At 68.3% G+C, this 17487-nt stretch carries 19 protein-coding genes; 13 read left to right on the top strand and 6 right to left on the bottom strand.

Annotated features, from left to right (window positions below; translation table 11 throughout):
* Window positions 1–2 precede the first annotated feature (2 nt).
* From ACFY3D_RS33955 to ACFY3D_RS33975, 5 genes are all read left to right on the top strand, one after another.
* On the top strand, window positions 3–284 hold the full coding sequence (locus ACFY3D_RS33955; RefSeq protein WP_350945200.1) for a phosphopantetheine-binding protein: 282 nt from the start codon (window positions 3–5) through the stop codon (window positions 282–284).
* Window positions 281–1756, top strand: coding sequence for an amidohydrolase family protein (locus tag ACFY3D_RS33960; protein ID WP_389987293.1), 1476 nt, complete (start codon window positions 281–283; stop codon window positions 1754–1756). The genes ACFY3D_RS33955 and ACFY3D_RS33960 overlap by 4 nt, the downstream gene beginning before the upstream one ends.
* A 13-nt stretch (window positions 1757–1769) precedes the next feature.
* On the top strand, window positions 1770–2540 hold the full coding sequence (locus ACFY3D_RS33965) for a 2,3-dihydro-2,3-dihydroxybenzoate dehydrogenase (RefSeq protein ID WP_389987296.1): 771 nt from the start codon (window positions 1770–1772) through the stop codon (window positions 2538–2540).
* 162 nt (window positions 2541–2702) lie between these two features.
* A complete protein-coding gene (locus tag ACFY3D_RS33970) occupies window positions 2703–3410 on the top strand; it encodes an isochorismatase family protein (RefSeq protein ID WP_362926147.1) in 708 nt (235 codons plus the stop codon).
* Window positions 3407–5404 (top strand): anthranilate synthase family protein, encoded by a 1998-nt coding sequence (locus ACFY3D_RS33975; RefSeq protein WP_389987300.1) that lies wholly within the window; start codon window positions 3407–3409, stop codon window positions 5402–5404. The genes ACFY3D_RS33970 and ACFY3D_RS33975 overlap by 4 nt, the downstream gene beginning before the upstream one ends.
* 153 nt (window positions 5405–5557) lie before the next feature.
* Here the strand turns inward: ACFY3D_RS33975 and ACFY3D_RS33980 are convergent, their stop codons facing one another.
* Window positions 5558–5893 (bottom strand): winged helix-turn-helix transcriptional regulator, encoded by a 336-nt coding sequence (locus ACFY3D_RS33980; RefSeq protein WP_389987303.1) that lies wholly within the window; start codon window positions 5891–5893, stop codon window positions 5558–5560.
* Between the two features lie 187 nt (window positions 5894–6080).
* Here ACFY3D_RS33980 and ACFY3D_RS33985 point away from each other — a divergent pair, with 187 nt between their 5' ends.
* Together ACFY3D_RS33985 and ACFY3D_RS33990 are read left to right on the top strand one after the other, a co-directional pair.
* Window positions 6081–7076, top strand: a complete 996-nt coding sequence (locus ACFY3D_RS33985; RefSeq protein ID WP_389987306.1) for an NAD(P)-dependent oxidoreductase — start codon at window positions 6081–6083, stop codon at window positions 7074–7076.
* 181 nt (window positions 7077–7257) lie between these two features.
* Window positions 7258–7530, top strand: coding sequence for a GlsB/YeaQ/YmgE family stress response membrane protein (locus ACFY3D_RS33990; RefSeq protein WP_389987309.1), 273 nt, complete (start codon window positions 7258–7260; stop codon window positions 7528–7530).
* A 362-nt stretch (window positions 7531–7892) separates the two neighbouring features.
* Here ACFY3D_RS33990 and ACFY3D_RS33995 read toward each other — a convergent pair whose 3' ends face one another.
* Both ACFY3D_RS33995 and ACFY3D_RS34000 read right to left on the bottom strand, forming a co-directional pair.
* A complete protein-coding gene (locus tag ACFY3D_RS33995) occupies window positions 7893–8906 on the bottom strand; it encodes a sporulation protein (RefSeq protein ID WP_389987312.1) in 1014 nt (337 codons plus the stop codon).
* 119 nt (window positions 8907–9025) lie between these two features.
* On the bottom strand, window positions 9026–9919 hold the full coding sequence (locus ACFY3D_RS34000; RefSeq protein ID WP_389987315.1) for an ion transporter: 894 nt from the start codon (window positions 9917–9919) through the stop codon (window positions 9026–9028).
* 347 nt (window positions 9920–10266) lie between these two features.
* Between ACFY3D_RS34000 and ACFY3D_RS34005 the strand changes: the two genes are divergently transcribed.
* From ACFY3D_RS34005 to ACFY3D_RS34015, 3 genes are all read left to right on the top strand, one after another.
* Window positions 10267–11655 (top strand): hemolysin family protein, encoded by a 1389-nt coding sequence (locus ACFY3D_RS34005; RefSeq protein WP_389987318.1) that lies wholly within the window; start codon window positions 10267–10269, stop codon window positions 11653–11655.
* Window positions 11652–12668, top strand: a complete 1017-nt coding sequence (locus ACFY3D_RS34010; protein WP_389987321.1) for a hemolysin family protein — start codon at window positions 11652–11654, stop codon at window positions 12666–12668. Before ACFY3D_RS34005 ends, ACFY3D_RS34010 begins: the two co-directional genes overlap by 4 nt.
* Window positions 12669–12934: 266 nt before the next feature.
* Window positions 12935–13516, top strand: a complete 582-nt coding sequence (locus ACFY3D_RS34015) for a hypothetical protein (RefSeq protein ID WP_389987324.1) — start codon at window positions 12935–12937, stop codon at window positions 13514–13516.
* 476 nt (window positions 13517–13992) lie between these two features.
* Here ACFY3D_RS34015 and ACFY3D_RS34020 read toward each other — a convergent pair whose 3' ends face one another.
* Both ACFY3D_RS34020 and ACFY3D_RS34025 read right to left on the bottom strand, forming a co-directional pair.
* Window positions 13993–14568: an ATP-binding protein gene (locus ACFY3D_RS34020; protein WP_389987327.1), complete on the bottom strand. Its 576-nt coding sequence runs from the start codon at window positions 14566–14568 to the stop codon at window positions 13993–13995.
* A complete protein-coding gene (locus ACFY3D_RS34025; RefSeq protein ID WP_389987330.1) occupies window positions 14508–14861 on the bottom strand; it encodes a hypothetical protein in 354 nt (117 codons plus the stop codon). The genes ACFY3D_RS34020 and ACFY3D_RS34025 overlap by 61 nt, the downstream gene beginning before the upstream one ends.
* A 222-nt stretch (window positions 14862–15083) precedes the next feature.
* Between ACFY3D_RS34025 and ACFY3D_RS34030 the strand changes: the two genes are divergently transcribed.
* From ACFY3D_RS34030 to ACFY3D_RS34040, 3 genes are read left to right on the top strand one after another with little or no spacing between them, the layout of a single operon-like run.
* Window positions 15084–15911: a helix-turn-helix domain-containing protein gene (locus ACFY3D_RS34030; protein WP_389987333.1), complete on the top strand. Its 828-nt coding sequence runs from the start codon at window positions 15084–15086 to the stop codon at window positions 15909–15911.
* Entirely contained in the window at window positions 15902–16108 is a 207-nt protein-coding gene (locus ACFY3D_RS34035) for a DUF397 domain-containing protein (RefSeq protein WP_389987336.1), read from the top strand. Before ACFY3D_RS34030 ends, ACFY3D_RS34035 begins: the two co-directional genes overlap by 10 nt.
* 43 nt (window positions 16109–16151) lie before the next feature.
* Complete coding sequence (locus ACFY3D_RS34040; RefSeq protein ID WP_389987339.1) at window positions 16152–16358, top strand: DUF397 domain-containing protein; 207 nt, start codon at window positions 16152–16154, stop codon at window positions 16356–16358.
* A 260-nt stretch (window positions 16359–16618) separates the two neighbouring features.
* Here the strand turns inward: ACFY3D_RS34040 and ACFY3D_RS34045 are convergent, their stop codons facing one another.
* Complete coding sequence (locus ACFY3D_RS34045) at window positions 16619–17143, bottom strand: GNAT family N-acetyltransferase (RefSeq protein ID WP_389987342.1); 525 nt, start codon at window positions 17141–17143, stop codon at window positions 16619–16621.
* Between the last annotated feature and the right edge of the window lie 344 nt (window positions 17144–17487).

Consider the following 17487-nt stretch of genomic DNA (forward strand, 5'->3'; position numbering starts at 1 on the left):
ACATGCAACGCGATATCTCGGCACCGCCCACGACCGACGACCTGCGGCGGGCCATCGCGACGATCGTCGGGACCGAACCCGGCGAGATCACCGGCGACGCCAATCTCGTCTACCTCGGACTGGGATCCCTGGAGATGATGCGGCTCGTCACCCGGTGGCGCCGGCAGGGCATCGCCGTGGAGTTCGGCGAGCTCGCCGCCGAGCCGACCGTCGACGCCTGGCAGAGGCACCTGCGCGCGGCCTGGGAGGCCGGGCAGGTGAAGACGAAAGAGGCCGCCCGATGAGCGCGCTGCTGATCCGGGGCGGCTGCCTCTACCCGGCCGACGCCGAGGCGAGCGTCGTCCCCGACGGCTCCGTGCTCGTCGAGGGCGAGCGGATCGTCGCCGCGGGGACGACCGAGGAGGTCGAGGCCGCGCTGGAGCCCCGGCACCGCGAGAACCTGCGCACGATCGACGCCAGGGGGAAGATGATCCTGCCCGGCTTCGTCAACGCGCACTGGCACGACCTGTTCGCGATGCGGTTCCCCTTCAAGGGCGCGCTGCGACCCGCCGCCGACCGCGACGACAAGCCCGTGTTCATGGCGCTGGGCGGCGACCTCCGGCAGATCTCGATGGTCTTCGACTCCTTCCACGACCAGATCGACCGGCTCACCCCCGAGGAGGCCGAGGCGATCGCCCGCTACTCGATGTGGACCCAGCTGCGCTCCGGCGCGACCACCCTCGGGGACGTGGGCTCGTTCAACCGGCCGGAGGCACTCGCCTCGGCCGCCCGCCACCTCGGCATGCGGTGCTCGGTCAGCACCTGGGCGAGCGACGCGGTGTGCGCCCCCGGCGAGTCGCGGTTCCGCAGGACCCGCGACGCCGACGTGGTGCTGCGGCGGATCGAGGACCTGCTGCGCGCCTGCGAGCAGGACACGAGCGGGCTGGTACGGGCGAGGCCGACCTCGGTCTACGGGGTCACCATGACCGACGAGCTCGGCGCCGGTCTCGCCGAACTCGTCGCCAGGTACGACGTGCCGTTCGCGACGCACGTCGGCGCGCTGCGCAACGAGGCCGAGGTGATGCGGAGCTACTACGGCACGACCCCGGTACGCAGGTTCGCCGACCTCGGCCTGCTCTCCGACCGGTTCATGGCGGTGCACTGCGCGTTCGCCGACGAGGACGAGCGCAAGATGCTCGTCGCGGCGAACGCGCACATCAGCCACTCGCCGGCGAAGTACGGCCCCGCCGGGGAGTCCTCGCTCACCGAGACCCGGGTGATCCCGGAGTTCCGGCGCGCCGGGCTGGACGTCTCGCTCTCCACCGACGGTGCCGCGCTGCCGATCGGCGGCATGGCCGAGGCGATGCGGGTCACCTGGCAGATCTACAACGAGATGTACGCCGACCCGACCGAGGTGCTTCCGACCGACGCGCTGGCGATGGCCACCCGGCTCCCGGCCCAAGGGCTGGACTGGGCGGGGGAGATCGGCAGCGTGGAGGTCGGCAAGCAGGCCGACCTGCTGCTCGTCCCCGCCGACGACTGGCGCTACCTGCTCAACCCACGCCCGCTGGAGAGCTTCCTCGCCCTCGGCGGCTCGGCGGACGTGGACACCGTGATCGTCGCGGGCCGGACCCTGGTGGAGGGCGGCAGGGCCACCGGCCTCGATGAGGACGAACTCGAAGCCGACTACCTTGAGGCGCTCGGAACCTTCTCTGTGCGCTGTCTCGGTGTCGATCCCGACCTGGTCGCCACGCTCACCCGTGCGGCACGAAGATGAGGAGGCACGACCGATGCGCGATAAAACAGCTCTGGTCACCGGGGCGGCAGGCGGTATCGGCGAGGCGGTGGTGCGGGCGCTGGCCGCCGAGGGCATCGCCGTCGCGGCGGTGGACGCGAACGCCGAGGCACTGAACACGCTCGTCAAGGAACTCGCCGAGGCCGGGCACCGCGTCCAGGGCTTCGTCGCGGACGTCGCCTCCAGCGCCGAGGTGGACGCCATGGTGGAGCGGGCGGAACTCGACCTGGGACCGATCGACTACCTGGTCAACGCGGCCGGGGTACTGCGCGTCGGCGCGGGGGCCTCGCTCAGCGACGACGACTGGGACACCACGTTCGCGGTCAACGCGACCGGCGTGTTCCACGTCAGCAGGGCGGTGGCGAACCGGATGATCCCCCGGGGTTCCGGGGCGATCGTCACGCTGGCCTCCAACGCGGCGAGGACCCCGCGCTGGAACATGGCCGCCTACGCGGCGTCCAAGGCGGCGGCGAGCAGCTTCACCAAGTGCCTGGGGCTGGAACTCGCCAAACACGGGATCCGGTGCAACGTCGTCGCCCCCGGCTCCACCGACACGCCGATGCTGACCTCGCTGTGGAACGGAGACGACGCGCTGCGGATCTCCATCGAGGGCGCGCCGGAGACCTTCCGGGTCGGCATCCCGATGGGACGGCTGGCGCGACCCGCCGACGTCGCCGACGCGGTGCTCTTCCTGCTCTCCGACCGCGCCGCGCACATCACCCTGCAGGACCTCACGGTCGACGGCGGCGCCGCCCTCGGCAACTGAGCACGCCCCGACCCGCCGAGGCCGGAACCCGGTGGGAACGACCCCGGCCCGCTCGGGCGACCCCGGTCAGTACGACCCCGGTTCGCCGAGGCGGATCCGATGAGCACGACCCCGGCCCGCCGAGGCCGGAACCCGGTACTTCACGAAGAACGGAGGCACACCATGGCGATCCCGGCGATCGACTCCTATCCCATGCCGACCGAGGACGAACTGCCTGAGAACATCGCGCGCTGGACCGTCGATCCCGATCGCGCGGTGCTGCTCGTCCACGACATGCAGAACTACTTCCTGAGCCCGTTCCCGCGCGGCCAGGCCCCCACGACCGACCTGGTGGAGAACGTCGTGGCCCTGCGGACGCGCTTCGCCGCGCTCGGCGCGCCGGTCGTCTACACCGCGCAGCCGGGAGGGATGACCGACGAGCAGCGCGGCCTGCTCAAGGACTTCTGGGGCTCGGGAATGAGCGCCGACCCCGAGCACCGGATGATCCTGGACAGGGTGGCCCCCGCCGGACCCGACGTCGTGTTCACCAAGTGGCGGCCCAGCGCGTTCTGCCGCACCGGCCTGCTCGACCTGTTGCGCGAGCGGGGTCGCGACCAGTTGGTCATCTGCGGGGTGTACGCCCACGTCGGAATCCTGATGACCGCCCACGAGGGCTTCTCCCAGGACATCCAGACCTTCGTGGTGGCGGACGCGGTGGCCGACTTCTCGCGGGAGTACCACCGGCAGGCGCTGGACTACGCGGCGTCGCGATGCTCGGTGACGCTGTCCACCCGGTCCGCGCTGGCGATGCTGGACGAGGCGGTCGCGGACAAGGTGGCGTTGAACGAGGTGGCGTTGCACGAGGCGGCACTGGAAGGAGCGGGACGGTGACCGGGCCGGCGACCGGCACGGGGACCGGAACAACAGCCGACGCGAGGAACGAGACGACCCTGCTCGACCGGATCCTCGGTCCGGACGCACCCCCGTTCGCCCTGCTGCACCGTCCCGGCTCGACCGGCGCGGACCGGCTCGACCTGCTCGTCGGGGAGACCACCGAGGTGAGCCGCATCGCGGACATCCCGCTTCCCTCCGACGACGACGCCCGGGGCGCCGGTGCCCGGCACGAGGTGCTCGCGATGCTCCCGTACCGGCAGATCGGCGAGCGCGGGTACGCGTTCCCCGACGACGAGGCCCCGCTGCTCGCGATGACCGTCGTCGACCAGGCCGTACTGCCGATGAGCGAGATCCTCGACCGGCTCCCCGACGGGCCGATCGAGCTGGGCGAGGGAGACTTCGACTCCGACGACGAGGAGTACGCGGCCACCGTGCGCCGGGTGCTGTCGGAGGAGATCGGCCGGGGGACCGGCGCGAACTTCGTCATCAAGCGGTCGTTCTCCGCCGAGATCACCAACTGGTCGACCCGCACGGCGCTCGCGTTCTTCCGGCGGCTGGTCGGCAGGGACCCCGGCTGCCACTGGACCTTCGTGATCCACACCGGCGGGCGTACCTTCGTGGGCGCCTCGCCGGAGCGGCACATCACCCTCGACGCGGGCACCGTGGTGATGAATCCGATCAGCGGCACCTACCGCTATCCGGCGGACGGCCCCGAGGTGTGCGGGGTGCTCGGCTTCCTGTCCGACAGCAAGGAGGCGAACGAGCTCTACATGGTGCTCGACGAGGAGCTGAAGATGATGGGCCGGGTGTGCGACCTCGGCGGCCGCACGGTGGGTCCGTACCTCAAGCAGATGGCGCGCCTGGCGCACACCGAGTATCTGATCGAGGGGCGCAGCTCGCTGGACGTGCGGGACATCCTGCGCGAGACCATGTTCGCGCCCACGGTCACGGGCGGCCCGCTGGAGAGCGCCTGCCGGGTGATCAGCCGCTACGAGCCGGAGGGCCGGGACTACTACGCGGGCATGGTCGCGCTGATCGGCCGGGACGAGACCGGCGCGCGGGCGCTGGACTCCGCGATCGTCATCCGCACCGCCGACATCGACGCGTCGGGCCGGATGCGGATCTCCGTCGGAGCCACGCTGGTCCGCGACTCCGACCCGGCCTCCGAGGCGGAGGAGACCCGGACGAAGGCGGCCGGTCTGCTGGAGGCGCTGCGCCACGCGCCGGGCGGCGGCATCGGCGCCTCCGCCCCGGTGACGGACATGAGCGTCCACCCGAAGGTACGGCGGGCGCTGATCGAGCGGAACGCGCCGCTCGCCGGGTTCTGGTTCGAGGGACCGGACAGCAGGAGGCACCTGGTGCCGAGACTGGTCGGCCGCAGGGTGCTGGTGATCGACGCCGAGGACACCTTCACCGCGATGGCGAGGCACCAGCTCGCCGCGCTGGGGTGCGAGGTCAGCGTGCGCCGGTTCGACGAGGACTACCGGCTTCAGGAGCACGATCTGGTCATCGTCGGCCCCGGTCCGGGGGACCCCAGGGACTACGCCGATCCCAAGATCGCTCATCTCAGGGAGACGACGCTGCGCCTCCTTGAGCTGGGCATCCCCTTCATGTCGGTCTGCCTCGGCCACCAGGTTCTCAGCACGCTGCTCGGGCTGGAGATCAGGCGGAACCCGTTCCCCAACCAGGGGGTGCAGCGGAAGATCGAATTCATGGGACGGACGGAGCTGGTGGGCTTCTACAACACCTTCGCGGCCCGCAGCTCCGCCGACCGGTTCCCCTGCCTGGAGCGCGAGGGCACGGTGGAGGTGTTCAGGGAGGCGTCGAGCGACGAGGTCCACGCGTTGCGCGGCCCCGGCTTCGTCTCGGTGCAGTTCCACCCCGCGTCGGTGCTCACCAGGAACGGCGTGGAGATCCTCGGCGAGGTCCTCAGCGACCTGCTGGTGCACGCCGAGCGTCCCGTCCCGGCCGTGGCGGGAGTCTCCCGGTGAGTTCTCGCCCGTGCGGGTCCCGGCTCCTGCGGTGAGCCCTCGTCCCGTACGGGCTCTCCCGGTGGGCTTCCGTGTCTTCCGGTGAGCTCCCGTCCCGTGCGGGTCGGGGCTCTCCCCGGCGAGCGTGCCGACGAGACGGAACGGCGGAAACGGTCAGGGGCGGGGGAGGGCCTCGATGGTCTCCATGTGCGACTCGCCCCAGTCGCCGAGCGGGATGAGCGCGGCGTTCAGCGAGTGGCCGAACTCGGTGAGCGAGTACTCCACCTTCGGTGGAACCTGGTGGTATACCTCACGGTGCACCAGGCCGTACGACTCCATCTCCCGCAGCTGCTGGATCAGCATCTTCTCGCTGATGCCCGACACGCTCCGCCTCAGCTCTCCGAACCGGAGCGTGTCGTAGTGGAGGGCCCACAGGATCAGTGCCTTCCACTTGCCGCCCACGACGTCGATGGCGGCGTCGAGCCCGCACGAATAGGTCTGCTTCTTCATCCGGCTCCCTATCCTTACAAAAAGGTAAGTACCTGACAAAATAGTAGGTACTTGAGGAAGTTTCAGCGGCGCGACAGCATCGAAACGTCCCAGCCCCCGAAGTCACAACGAAATCCGGGCCTGGGACCTTCGCATGCCGACACCGTATGAAACAGGGGGATAAATGAATATCGACGGCCGTCCGCCGGTGACAGTCATCGGCCTGGGGGCGATGGGAAAGGCGCTCGCCGGAGCCTTCCTGGACAACGGCCATCCCACGACCGTCTGGAACCGTACGGCCGGAAAAGGCGGGGAACTCGTGGAGCGGGGCGCGACCGAGGCGGCCACCGTCGCCGAGGCGATCGCCGCGAGCCCGCTCGTCGTGGTCTGCGTGCTGGACGACGCCGCCGTACGCGCCACCCTCGGCGCACCGGCCGCGCCTGGCGCGTCCGATATCACGGACATTCCGCACGCCCCAGGCCCGCCCGACCTCGCGAACGCTCCCGGAACCACCGGCAGCCCCGGCGCCGCGTCCGAAGCCCTGGCGGGCCGGACCCTGGTGAACCTCACCAACGGCACTCCCCGCCAGGCGCGCGAGCTGGCCCGCTGGGCCTCCGCCCAAGGCGCCGACTACCTCGACGGCGGCATCATGGCGGTGCCCCCGATGATCGGGCGTCCGGGATCGCTCATCCTCTGCAGCGGATCGCCCCGGGCCTTCACCGCCCACGAGGAGACCTTGTCGGCGACGGGCACCGTCAGCTACCTGGGCGAGGACGCGGGCCGGGCGGCCCTCTACGACATCGCCCTGCTCAGCGCGATGTACGGGATGTTCGGCGGCTTCCTCCAGGCCGTCGCCCTGGCCGGCTCGGAGAAGGTCCCGGCGACGGAGTTCACGCCGATGGTGGTCTCCTGGCTCAACGCCATGATCGCCGGCCTGCCCGAGATGGCGAAGGCGTACGACGCGAACGACCACTCGGCCACCGTCTCGAACCTGGAGATGCAGGCGACGGGCTTCGTCAACCTGCTGGAGACCGGCAGGGACCAGGGCGTCGGCACCGAGTTGCTGGAGCCCATGGGGGCGCTGCTCAACCGGGGGGTCGCCGCAGGCAGGGGCGGCGACGACCTCTCGGCCCTGATCGACCTGCTCCGCACGGACCCCGCGAGGGTCCCGGACGCCGGATCGAACGACCTCGGATCGGAGTAGAAGACGACCCACAACCATCCGGTGCCGGTGCCGGTGCCGGTGTCGTGACCGGCGGTGCCTGCCGATACGCCTGCGGCAGGCGCTGAGGGAACCACGGCGGGCACGGGATCGTTGAGCGAAGTGATCGACTCACAGCCTTCGGCCGACGCGAGTCGACGGCCGCCTCGCAGGAGCGTGCAGCATGGAAGTGACAGGCATCATCTCCGCTCTCATCATCGGTATCGTGATCGGAGCGCTTGGCCGGCTGGTGGTCCCGGGACGTCAGTCCATCCCGATCTGGCTCACCATCGTGATCGGCATCATCTCCGCGTTCATCGGCACCGCGATCGCGACGGTGCTGGGAGTGGCCGACACCCGTGGGATCGACTGGATCGAGCTGGTCATCCAGATCGCGGTCGCCGCCGGTGGTGTGGTGCTCGCGGTGAAGGCCTACGACAAGCGCCAGATCCGCTGATCTCTCACTGAACGATCCGGACCGGCCTGCCGTTGAAGGCCGGTCCACGGTACTCAGGACGCCTGAACATCTGAGCGCTTGAGCACCCGAGCATCTGAGTGCTTGGGCACTCGACCCGAGCCCTTGAGTACCTGAGCCCTTGAGCGCCCGAGCGCTTGGGCATCTGGGCGCCGAGAGGCACCGAGAGGAACCGCGGCGGGTCCGTCCTCGCCCGACCCGCTCACAGCCACGATCGTCGGCGCCTGAGCCGAGGGGAGCCGCGCCGGGCCCGTCCCGCTGCGCTGGCGAGACGGGCCGTCGGCGGTGTGGCCTCTCCGGTGAGACCTCGGTGAGATCAACGGGTCGATCTCACCGAGGTCTCACTACTCGTCTTCGCCCTCGTCGTCCTCGAAGATCTCGTCGACGATCTCGGCCGCGACGAAGCCGCCGACCACACCGGCCGCCCCGGCCGCGGCGACGCCGCCCCAGCCAGGCCCGCTGCTGTGGCCACCGTGATGGCCGCCATGGTGACCGCCGTAGTGGCCGCCCTGATGGGCGTACGGGTCGTGGTGACCACCGTAGGGTCCGCCGCCGTGACCACCGTAGGGGTCGTGGCCGCCGGAGTGGAAGCCGCCGTGCCCGTGCTGGGACAGAGCGGCGAGCCAGCCGTTGATCTCGGCGGCCCAGTCACGGTGCGGGGCCTCGTCGTGGCTGGTCTGCCAGCGACCGAAGGCGTCCCCACCGGAGCTGTAGCCGCCGGAGCGCTTGTCGGCCTCCACGATGACGTCCAGGCCCACGGGACTGGCGACGAAGGTGAGCTCGACCTCGTTGATCTGCCCGGCGTAGGCGGGCGGCGGGTAGAACTCGATCTCCTGGTAGAACGGCAGCTGCTGGCTGACACCGTAGAGGTGACCGTGCTCGATGTCGGCGCTCTTGAAGTGGAAGCCGAGCCGCACGAACGCGTCGAGCACGGCCTGCTGGGAGACGAGCGGTGCGATCTCGACCGGGTCCATGTCGCCCTTGTCGACGGCCGCGGCGATCGCGAGCTCGGTGCGCACCCCCATGACCATGCCGTGCAGGCGCTGGCCCATCACCTCGGTGACGGGAGCCTCCCACGGCACCGGCAGCTGGAACGGCACCACCTTGTCCTCGCCGCTGCGCAGCCGGAACGGCCCGCTGACCTGCGTACGGAAGAACTCCACCAGGCCCGTCTGCTCACCCTCGCCGTGCTCAGACTCCATCCTGGTGACCAGGCCGAGGGCGATGTACTCGATGTCGGCGTCGAAGTCGCCGCCCTTGACACGCACCTCGCCGCTCAGCAACTCGCCGGGCCGCACCCTCGGCGCGGCCAGCACGGTGTCAACCGAGGGAGCTCCAACCCCGAAGGCCCCAAGCATCCGTTTGAAGATCACGGTTTCCTCTCTCTGTCTGGTGTGACGGTCGAGATGGAAACGATCACTCCGTGGCCCGGGTTCCCGATGTCCCATGCCGGATCGGCAGGTAAGAAAAACGTGTCTCACCTGGCGCGGAGGTCACAGGTGCACGATTCCTGCCGAGGTGTGGCTGTCATGTCCGTTGTGTCCACTGCGTTCGCCACGTCCACCACGTCCACCACGTCCACCGCGTTCGCAGTGTTCGCCGTGTTCGTTGTGCCGGGGGCCCGCATCGCCTCGACCGCGGCGTTCAGCCGGGAGAGTTCCTTCAGCACGGTGTTGAGCTTGTCCTCGGTCCGCTGCTCCTCGGCGGAGGTGTTGTAGTCGTCCATCGCGTTGACCACTACGGCGATGAAAAGGTTGAGCACCACGAAGGTCGTCATCAGGATGTAGATGACGAAGAAAGTCCAGGCCCAGGGGATTTCGTCCATCACCTGATCGGCGATGTCGGGCCAGGCCTCGCCCGTCATGATCTGGAACAGGCTGAACAGCGAGGTGGGCAGTTCGTCGAAGTAGTCGGGGGCCACCTCGCCGAACAGCTGGGTGGCGAGGACGGCGAAGACGTACATCACCAGGGCGAGCAGTCCGACGATGGAGGCCATGCCGGGGGTGGCGGCGAGCAGGGCGTTGACGACCTTGCGCATGCTGGGAACGGCCGCGACCAGCCGCAGCGCGCGCAGGATGCGCAGCGCCCGCAGGACCGAGGCCGGGCCGGAGGCGGGCACCAGCGCGATGGCCACGATGACGGTGTCGAACCAGTTCCAGGGATCCTTGAAGAACGCGCCGCGGTAGGCGTACAGGCGGGCGGCGAGTTCGACGACGAAGATCGCGACCACGATCCGGTCGACGACGTGCAGCAGGCCACCGATCCGCTCGATGAGGAAGGGGGAGGTCTCGGCGCCGATCGTGATGGCGTTGAAGACGATGACGGCGATGATGAACCGTTCGAGCAGGGGGTTTTCGAGGAAAGAACGCACCCGTTCTCGTTCTGGCAAGTGGTCAGCTCCTGCTGGGGGCGAGACTGCGACAACGATGATCGTAAACACGTGCGAGCAGGGATCGGCGAGACGATCGAGGTATGACCTGCCTCACAACCGGGCACTCGGCTGGCAGGTGAGACGTTGGCCTGGGCGAACATGTCGCCGTCGTTTTGCCCCGCAGGGGTCCGCAGCATGGTGAGACCACCTGGGCCGACGGTGTCCGGACCAGCCGAAACGGTTCACTGGAACCGAGGAGAGAGCCAGGTGATGATGTCCGTGTCGTCGGACTCATGCCATAGAGCAGGACACCACGAAGATTGTCGATCACGGGGCAGGGGTTCGCGGTGAGTATCGCCCTCGGCCTCCTGGCCGTGTTTGTGTTGACCCTGGCGACCGGGTACTTCGTCGCCCAGGAATTCGCCTACGTCACCGCCGACAGGCTGGCCCTGTCCCAGCAGGCGGCCGCCGGCGACAAGAAGGCAGCCAAGGCCATCAAGGTCATGGAGCGGCTGTCGTTCATGCTCTCGGGTGCTCAGCTCGGCATCACCGTCACCGCGCTGGTCGTCGGTTTCATCGCCAAACCCGCGCTGGCCGAGTTGGTCGCCCCCGCGCTGGTGGCCGCAGGCCTGGGCGGCGCGGTCGACGCCATCGCCCTGGTGATCGGTTTTGTCATCGCCACGATCATTCAGATGGTGCTGGGTGAGCTCGCGCCCAAGAACCTCGCGCTGGCCAGGCCCGAGCCGCTGGCCCGCGCGCTGGCCTCCTCCACCCTCGTCTACCTGATGGTCGCCGGGCCGATCATCAAACTGTTCGACTCGACCGCCAACAGGTTGTTGCGGGCGGTCGGCATCGAACCGGTTGAGGAACTGCACCACGGTGCCACTCTGGAGGAGCTCGGGCACATCATCGGCGAGTCCGAGGCGCACGGGCACCTGCCCGGCGAGCAGGCCGACCTACTGGAGCGGGCGCTGGCCTTCTCCGACCACACCGCGGAGGAGGTCATGGTCGCGCGTGCGAACGTCATCGCCGTCAGCGGCTCGGCGCTGGTCCCTGAGCTGGACGAGATCATCGCCCGTCACGGACACACCCACTACCCGGTGCTCGGCGGTGACGGCGTGGACGACCTGGTCGGCATGGTGAGCCTGCGCGAGCTGGCCGCGCTGTCACCGCAGCGGGCCGCGGGCACGCACGTCGCCGACATCGCCCGCGACGTGCTGGTGGTGCCGTTCTCGACCTCGCTGCCGGACCTGGTGGCGCAGATGCACGCCCGCGGGCAGGAGGTCGCCTGCGTCCTGGACGAGCACGGCGGCCTGAGCGGGCTCGTCACCTGGGAGGACGTCGCGGAAGAGCTGGTCGGGGAGATCGCCGACGAAAACGACCTCGACGTTCCCGCCGTGCTCCAGGTCGGCGAGGACTGGGAGATCGAGGCGGAGTTGCGCATCGACGAGGTGGCCCTGAAGACCGGGCTGGAGCTGCCCGACGAGGACGACTACGACACCGTCGGCGGTCTGGTGCTGGATCGCCTGGGCCGTTTCGCCGTCCCCGGCGACGTGGTCACCGTGGAGTCGGTGCCTTCCATGACCGATAACGCGCCCACCCACGTCGAGATCGAGGTGTTGACCTTGGACCGGCACGTTCCCGAACGGGTACGGCTACACCCCCTGCGCCGCCCCGGCCCCGCAGGTGAGCAGGCCCACGAACAGCTTCAGTCCGACGAGAGCGAGGAAAGGTGAACCTGCCCCTGGGCCTGGCCCTCACCGTCGCTCTGCTGATCGGCAACGGCTTCTTCGTCGCCTCCGAGTTCGCACTGGTCGCCGCGAAACGGCACCGGCTGGAGAAAGCCGCCGCGCATGGCAGCAAGGCCGCGGCGGCGGCGGTCAAGGGCATCCGCGAGCTGTCGCTGATGCTCGCCGGAGCGCAGCTGGGCATCACGTTGTGCTCGCTGGGCCTTGGCGTGGTCTCCGAACCGCTGATCGCAGGAAGTCTGACCCCGCTGTTTCACGACCTGGGCCTGCCCGAGGCTGCCGCGCACGTGGTCGCCTTCGTGATCGCGCTGGCGATCGTGACGTTCCTGCACATGGTCATCGGCGAGATGGCTCCCAAATCATGGGCCATCGCCCACCCCGAGCACTCGGCCACCATCCTGGCGCTGCCGTTTCGCGGCTTCACCGTTGCGGTACGGCCGATCCTGACCATGCTCAACGGTGTCAGCAACCACCTGCTGCGCCTGTTCCGGGTCGAGCCGCGTGATGAGATCTCCAACCCGCGCACCCCCGCTCAGTTGCAACGCCTGGTGGAGGAATCACAGCGCCTGGGTCTCATCGAGACCACCGACCACGCCATGCTCACCCAGGCGCTACGCGCTCCGGTCGTCGAGATCGCCCCGCTGGTCACCCCTGCGGACGGCATTATCGCGGTCGCGGCCGACGACTCCTGCCAGGAGGTGATCGACACCTGCGCCCGCACCGGCCGCACCCGCCTGATCGTCCGGGACGACGCCGGTGAGGCGGTGGGCGTCGTACACGTGCGCGACGCCTACCTGGCCCGCCGTCGCGGGGCCACCTCTCACGCGGGCGATCTCGCCTACCGCCTGCCCGAACTGCCCTCCACCGTCTCGGTTTCCGAGGCCGTGACCACACTGCGCGTCGCCCACAGACAGTTGGCGCTTGTCCGTACCCCCGACGGCGCCCTGGCCGGCCTGATCAGCCTGGACGACTTGCTGAGCACCCTGCTCATCCCCACCTGACGGCAAGGAGCCCGCGTGAGCACCTGTTCTCTCGGGTCGCGGAGCGTCCGAACCTGCGGCGTACCCACCTTTTGACCGCCGCCCGCACACCGTTCCCTCAGCCGAGGGTGAGGGAACGGTGCAGGATCCCGGCGGTGTCGTCCTCGCCGACCGGGAGCGGGACGGTGGCGAGCAGCCGCTGCTGCCTCACCGCCCCCCTGCCGCGAGATTCCCATCACAAGAGATATGCAAATCCCCCGCAAGTCTGGATCAATAGCATCGCCACCATGATGAAGAGAACGATCACGCTGGCCGCCGTCGCCGGAGCCGCCCTGCTGGCGGCCCAGCTCCCCGCGTCCGCGAGTTCCTCCACCGCGGAGCTTCGGCTGCGCGGCGGTCTGACGCTGAGGATCCCCGACTCCTGGTGGGTGTCCGGGACCGCGGACCAGCTCCGGGTGGTGACCGGTGCCTGCGCGCGGCCCAAGGGCGGCTACTTCCAGCCAAAATGTGAAAGCTTCTGGGTGATGGGGCCGAAGGCCCTCAAGTCCGGAGGAGAGGGCTTCCGGCGCTACGACCCCACGCAGGGCCCGTACTACCCGGCCGCCGACGTGGTGCCCTGCGCGACCAACCCCAAATACGGCCAGGTCATCGGCAAGGCGATCGTGGTCGGCTACCGCAACATCGGGGTGGCACACAAGGCGCACTACCGGGTCTGGCCGGGCCGGTGCGTGACCTACAGCGGCGGCGAGCAGAAGTCGACGTTCAAACAGCGCGAGTGGTATCTGCCCCAGTCGAAGATCCTCATCATCGACCAGTGGGCCACCCCCGGCCTCGCCACCATCCTGAAAAACGCCACCTGGGACAACTGACCACCTGCTCGAACCGCCCCCTCCGGTTCCAGGAAGCCACCTCCTGGAACCGGACGGTTGGAAGATTACGAAGGTCACCCGCATGACCTCATGCTGTGACTACTCTGCGTCCGGACGGGCTCGACAGGAGATACAAATGAGCGGATGGCGGATTCAGGAGGCGAAACAACGCTTCAGAAAGGTCGTGCGGTGAGCGAAGGTCCTCAGAGGGTCACTCGGCACGGAGAGCAGGTAGCCGACGTCATCGACATCGCCGAATGCCGCTACCCCAAAGGGGGCGCTCCGGACTTCAGTCGTTTTCTTCTCGCTGACTCCGACTGGGACGACGACGTGGACTTCCCGCGAAATCAGGACCTTCCCCGGGAAGTCGATTTCCACTGAACTCTGGACATTCGGAAAACAGCGACTTATCCGGCACGGGAGTGTCCGTCGTCAACCCGTTCGACGTGCCGACTTGACCTCCGCGACCCTGGGAACTATCCCGTGACCTGGTACCAGACCGACCTGCCCGCGCCGTCGTGGTGGGATCCCCACTCGGTGGCGAGCAGGTCAACGAGCCACAACCCCCGCCCGCCGTCGTCGTCGGCCTCCGGTACGCGTACGGCGGGCGCGCTCGTGGCAGAACCGTCGTCGGTGACCTCCACGTGGACCAGCGTGGTGGTACGGGCCAGATAGACGGTGAGGCGGCCGTCCGTGGTGCGTCCGGAGTCGGAGTGGGCCACCGCGTTCGTGGCCAGCTCGCTCAGCAGGAGCAGCACGTCGTCGAGCACCGGGGCCGCGACGCGTCCGGCGAGCAGGTCCCGAGCCCAGGCCCGAACCTCCGGCACGGATGCCACTCGGCCGGGAAAGACCTGTCGCCACGCGCTGTACGGCCCACCCGCCCACGGCATCGTGTCGTGACGTCCGGCTTCCCGGCATGACATCGTTGAAGTCCCGTCACCGCGATGCCCGGCACGGTCGCTCTCTTCCCCCGGCGCCTCCGGCTCGGACCTCATGCGGTCACCGCTGACATGATCATGTCGGCCGCGTTGTCGGCCTCCGCCCAGACCCATTCGCCGCGCTGCCACAGCCGCGCCCACCAGGGCCGCCAGACGAACGCCCAGCCGCAGTGGCGCCGGACGACGGTGACCCTGACCAGTGCCGTGCCCGTCCGGATCTCCAGAATCGGCTGCCCGGCCACCGGAAGAACCAGAGAGGTGCACACCCCGAGGCCGTGCAGATCCCAGCTGAGCCGGGTCAGATGAATGAATCGCGCGCGTCGCTCGACCGCCGTGACGCTCCTGTCCTCCGGATGCGTACGGCGAACACGACCGAGGCGTGAAAGGTCGCCGTTCTGATCATTCATCACTCGTTCTCGCCCCTGATTAAAAGTATGAGGATGCTTTCTTTTTCGTCCTGTCGAACCGAGAGGACGTGTGATTAGATTGCCCGCGTGGCAGGTGGATTCATGGCTGGATTGACACCCCGGTGGATGCTCTGGAATGTCTGGCAGGGGTTTCCGCATACCAGGGCCTGGAATCGCCGCTATAACTAAAAATCCGTTTTTCTCTATTTCAGGAGGAATGCGATGAGCGACGAGATCCCCCCGGACCCGGGCTCCCCCCGCGCGCGCTTCGGCGCCGAGATGCGCCGCCTGCGCGAGGCCGCCCAGCTCTCCCAGGCCGCCGTGGGCAGACGGCTCGGCTGCACCCAGACCCAGATAAGCCGCCTGGAGAGCGCCGCCCGCACCCCGTCCAAGTCCGACGCCGAGCGCCTGGACGTCCTCTTCGGCACAGACGGCAGCACGTACTTCGTGGACATGCGCCAACACATCGTCGCCCGCCACGGCGGCCCGGTCTGGTTCATGAGCTGGACCAAGGAGATCGAGCCGTTCGCTCTCGTCATGCGCTCATGGGATCCGCTGCTCATCCCCGGCCTCCTGCAGACCGAGTCATACGCGCACCAGGTGCTTAGCCAAGAACCACGGATGACCCCTCAGCAAGTGGACGAGCGTGTCCAAGCGCGCATGCAGCGTCGACAGCTTCTCGACGAGGATGACTCCCCTATGTTCCTGTCTCTCATAGATATGGGAGTGCTACGCCGCCCGGTGGGTTCCGCAGAGGTAATGCGCGAACAGCTTGATTACCTGTTGGAGGTCACTCAGCGCCCCAACATCTCCATCCAGCTTGTTGATCAGCGCTGTTTGATGGGCTTGCTGGGCGCTTTCATGATCGCAGAGCTCCCAAATGGTCAGCCTGACACTATCCATATCGATTCCCCCACAGAGGGGCAAATTTCGGCTGATCCTAAAGTTGTCTCCTCGATATGGAGTCGCTATGAAGCGATACGACGATGGGCTTATCCTGACCACATGTCCCTCAAAATGATCGAGGAAGTGAGACGGGAATGGATCTGAGCACGGCCGTGTGGCGGAAGTCGTCCCGTTCTGGGTCGAACGGTGGCCAGTGTGTCGAGGTGGCCGCCAATCTGCCTGGCGCGGTCGCGGTTCGCGACAGTAAGGACCCCGACGGCCCCAACCTGCTCTTCACCCCCGGCGAGTGGCGAGCTTTCATCGGCGGCATCAAGTCTGGGAAGTTCGACCGCCTGGCCTGATCGCTCCGGAGGTATGGGAATCGCTCGCAGGAAGGAGACAGCAATGGATCTGAGTGTCGCGGCATGGCGGAAGTCGTCGCTCTCTGGCGACAACGGTGCTCAGTGTGTCGAGGTCGCCGCCAACCTGCCTGGCGCGGTCGCGGTCCGTGACAGCAAGGACCCGCACGGCCCCCACCTGCTCTTCACCACCACTGGGTGGCGGTCCTTCGTTCACGGCATCAAGGCGGGAGACTTCGACCGTCTGAGTTGATTGTCGGGATTGAACCGTTCTTGGTTATCCCTTAATGGCGAGGAGGATTTCGACCTTTTCGCTACGGCAACCCCCGATCGGTCACCGGTCGGGGGTTCTGTGCGTCCAGTAACGGTCTCGGGACGAGCCGGGACAAGGAGTCCGAGCAATCGTGTGAGGCGTCGAGGGCGACCCACACTGACGTGGTGGTGAGCGCGCTGGACACGGCACTTCGCGCGGTGAGCGGCGCTAACCTCGCCAGATGGCCGATCGCCGGCGCCTCATCGGCGGATCCGGTACAGCACATGCCGGCGCAGCGGCCCGTCGGGTACGTCCGGGTGGTCGAAGTCGGCGTCGGGGTCGCGGGTCATGCCGATCCGGCGCATCACCGCGTGGGACCGCAGGTTGGTGGTGGTCGCCATTGCGGCGATCTCCGGCAGTTCGAGGGTCTCGAAACCGAAGGTCAGGCAGGCCAGGGCGGCCTCGGTGGCGTAGCCGTGGCCCCATGCCGAGCGCGCCAGCCGCCAGCCGATCTCCACGCCGGTGAACGGCATGCCCTCGACCGGATTCAGGCCGGTGAAGCCGATGAACTCACCGGTCGCCACGACCTCCACCGCCCACCACCCGTAGCCCCGCCTACCGATTTCTTCCTGGATGCGGGCGAGGAAGGCGGCGCTCTGCTCATGTGTCAGCAGGTCCGGGAAGTGTTCCCTGACCTCGGGGTCGGCGTTCATCGCGGCCCAGGGGGCCAGATCGGAGTCTCGCCACTGGCGGAGCAGGAGACGGTCGGTGCGCGGTTCGAGCATGCGGCCACGCTAACGTGATCAAACTTGGGGGGTCGATCGGTTTCGCCGAGGGACGGTACCGGTCCGTGGCGGGGAACTGTCGGCTCACAACGGAGACCTCCCGGTCAGGTGCCGGATGTTCAGAGGAGGGCGAACTCGATCGAACCGTCGTCGGTCTCGTACGAGACGGGGGCAACCGACGGCGCCGCATCGTCCTTTCCCGATAGCGTCCACCCCTCAGACAGGCGCCGACCCGCAGATGGGACCTACCGTCAACGACCCCCTCCTGAAGGAGGGGGCTTGAGGTGCCGCCTGGTGCCTTGAGCCCGTATTGACCAGCCCCAGCCATCACGAACAGGAGGTGC

The organism is Streptosporangium sp. NPDC000509 (genome assembly GCF_042898365.1).
Classification (GTDB): domain Bacteria; phylum Actinomycetota; class Actinomycetes; order Streptosporangiales; family Streptosporangiaceae; genus Streptosporangium.

Coding starts and splice junctions, on each gene's coding strand:
- ACFY3D_RS34030 (WP_389987333.1), top strand. CDS start 15,084: ATGAGCGACGAGATCCCCCCGGACCCGGGCTCCCCCCGCGCGCGCTTC.
- ACFY3D_RS33990 (WP_389987309.1), top strand. CDS start 7,258: ATGGAAGTGACAGGCATCATCTCCGCTCTCATCATCGGTATCGTGATC.
- ACFY3D_RS33955 (WP_350945200.1), top strand. CDS start 3: ATGCAACGCGATATCTCGGCACCGCCCACGACCGACGACCTGCGGCGG.
- ACFY3D_RS34040 (WP_389987339.1), top strand. CDS start 16,152: ATGGATCTGAGTGTCGCGGCATGGCGGAAGTCGTCGCTCTCTGGCGAC.
- ACFY3D_RS33965 (WP_389987296.1), top strand. CDS start 1,770: ATGCGCGATAAAACAGCTCTGGTCACCGGGGCGGCAGGCGGTATCGGC.
- ACFY3D_RS33970 (WP_362926147.1), top strand. CDS start 2,703: ATGGCGATCCCGGCGATCGACTCCTATCCCATGCCGACCGAGGACGAA.
- ACFY3D_RS33960 (WP_389987293.1), top strand. CDS start 281: ATGAGCGCGCTGCTGATCCGGGGCGGCTGCCTCTACCCGGCCGACGCC.
- ACFY3D_RS33995 (WP_389987312.1), bottom strand. CDS start 8,906: ATGCTTGGGGCCTTCGGGGTTGGAGCTCCCTCGGTTGACACCGTGCTG.
- ACFY3D_RS34015 (WP_389987324.1), top strand. CDS start 12,935: ATGATGAAGAGAACGATCACGCTGGCCGCCGTCGCCGGAGCCGCCCTG.
- ACFY3D_RS34025 (WP_389987330.1), bottom strand. CDS start 14,861: ATGAATGATCAGAACGGCGACCTTTCACGCCTCGGTCGTGTTCGCCGT.
- ACFY3D_RS34045 (WP_389987342.1), bottom strand. CDS start 17,143: ATGCTCGAACCGCGCACCGACCGTCTCCTGCTCCGCCAGTGGCGAGAC.
- ACFY3D_RS34035 (WP_389987336.1), top strand. CDS start 15,902: ATGGATCTGAGCACGGCCGTGTGGCGGAAGTCGTCCCGTTCTGGGTCG.
- ACFY3D_RS34020 (WP_389987327.1), bottom strand. CDS start 14,568: ATGGGTCTGGGCGGAGGCCGACAACGCGGCCGACATGATCATGTCAGC.
- ACFY3D_RS33980 (WP_389987303.1), bottom strand. CDS start 5,893: ATGAAGAAGCAGACCTATTCGTGCGGGCTCGACGCCGCCATCGACGTC.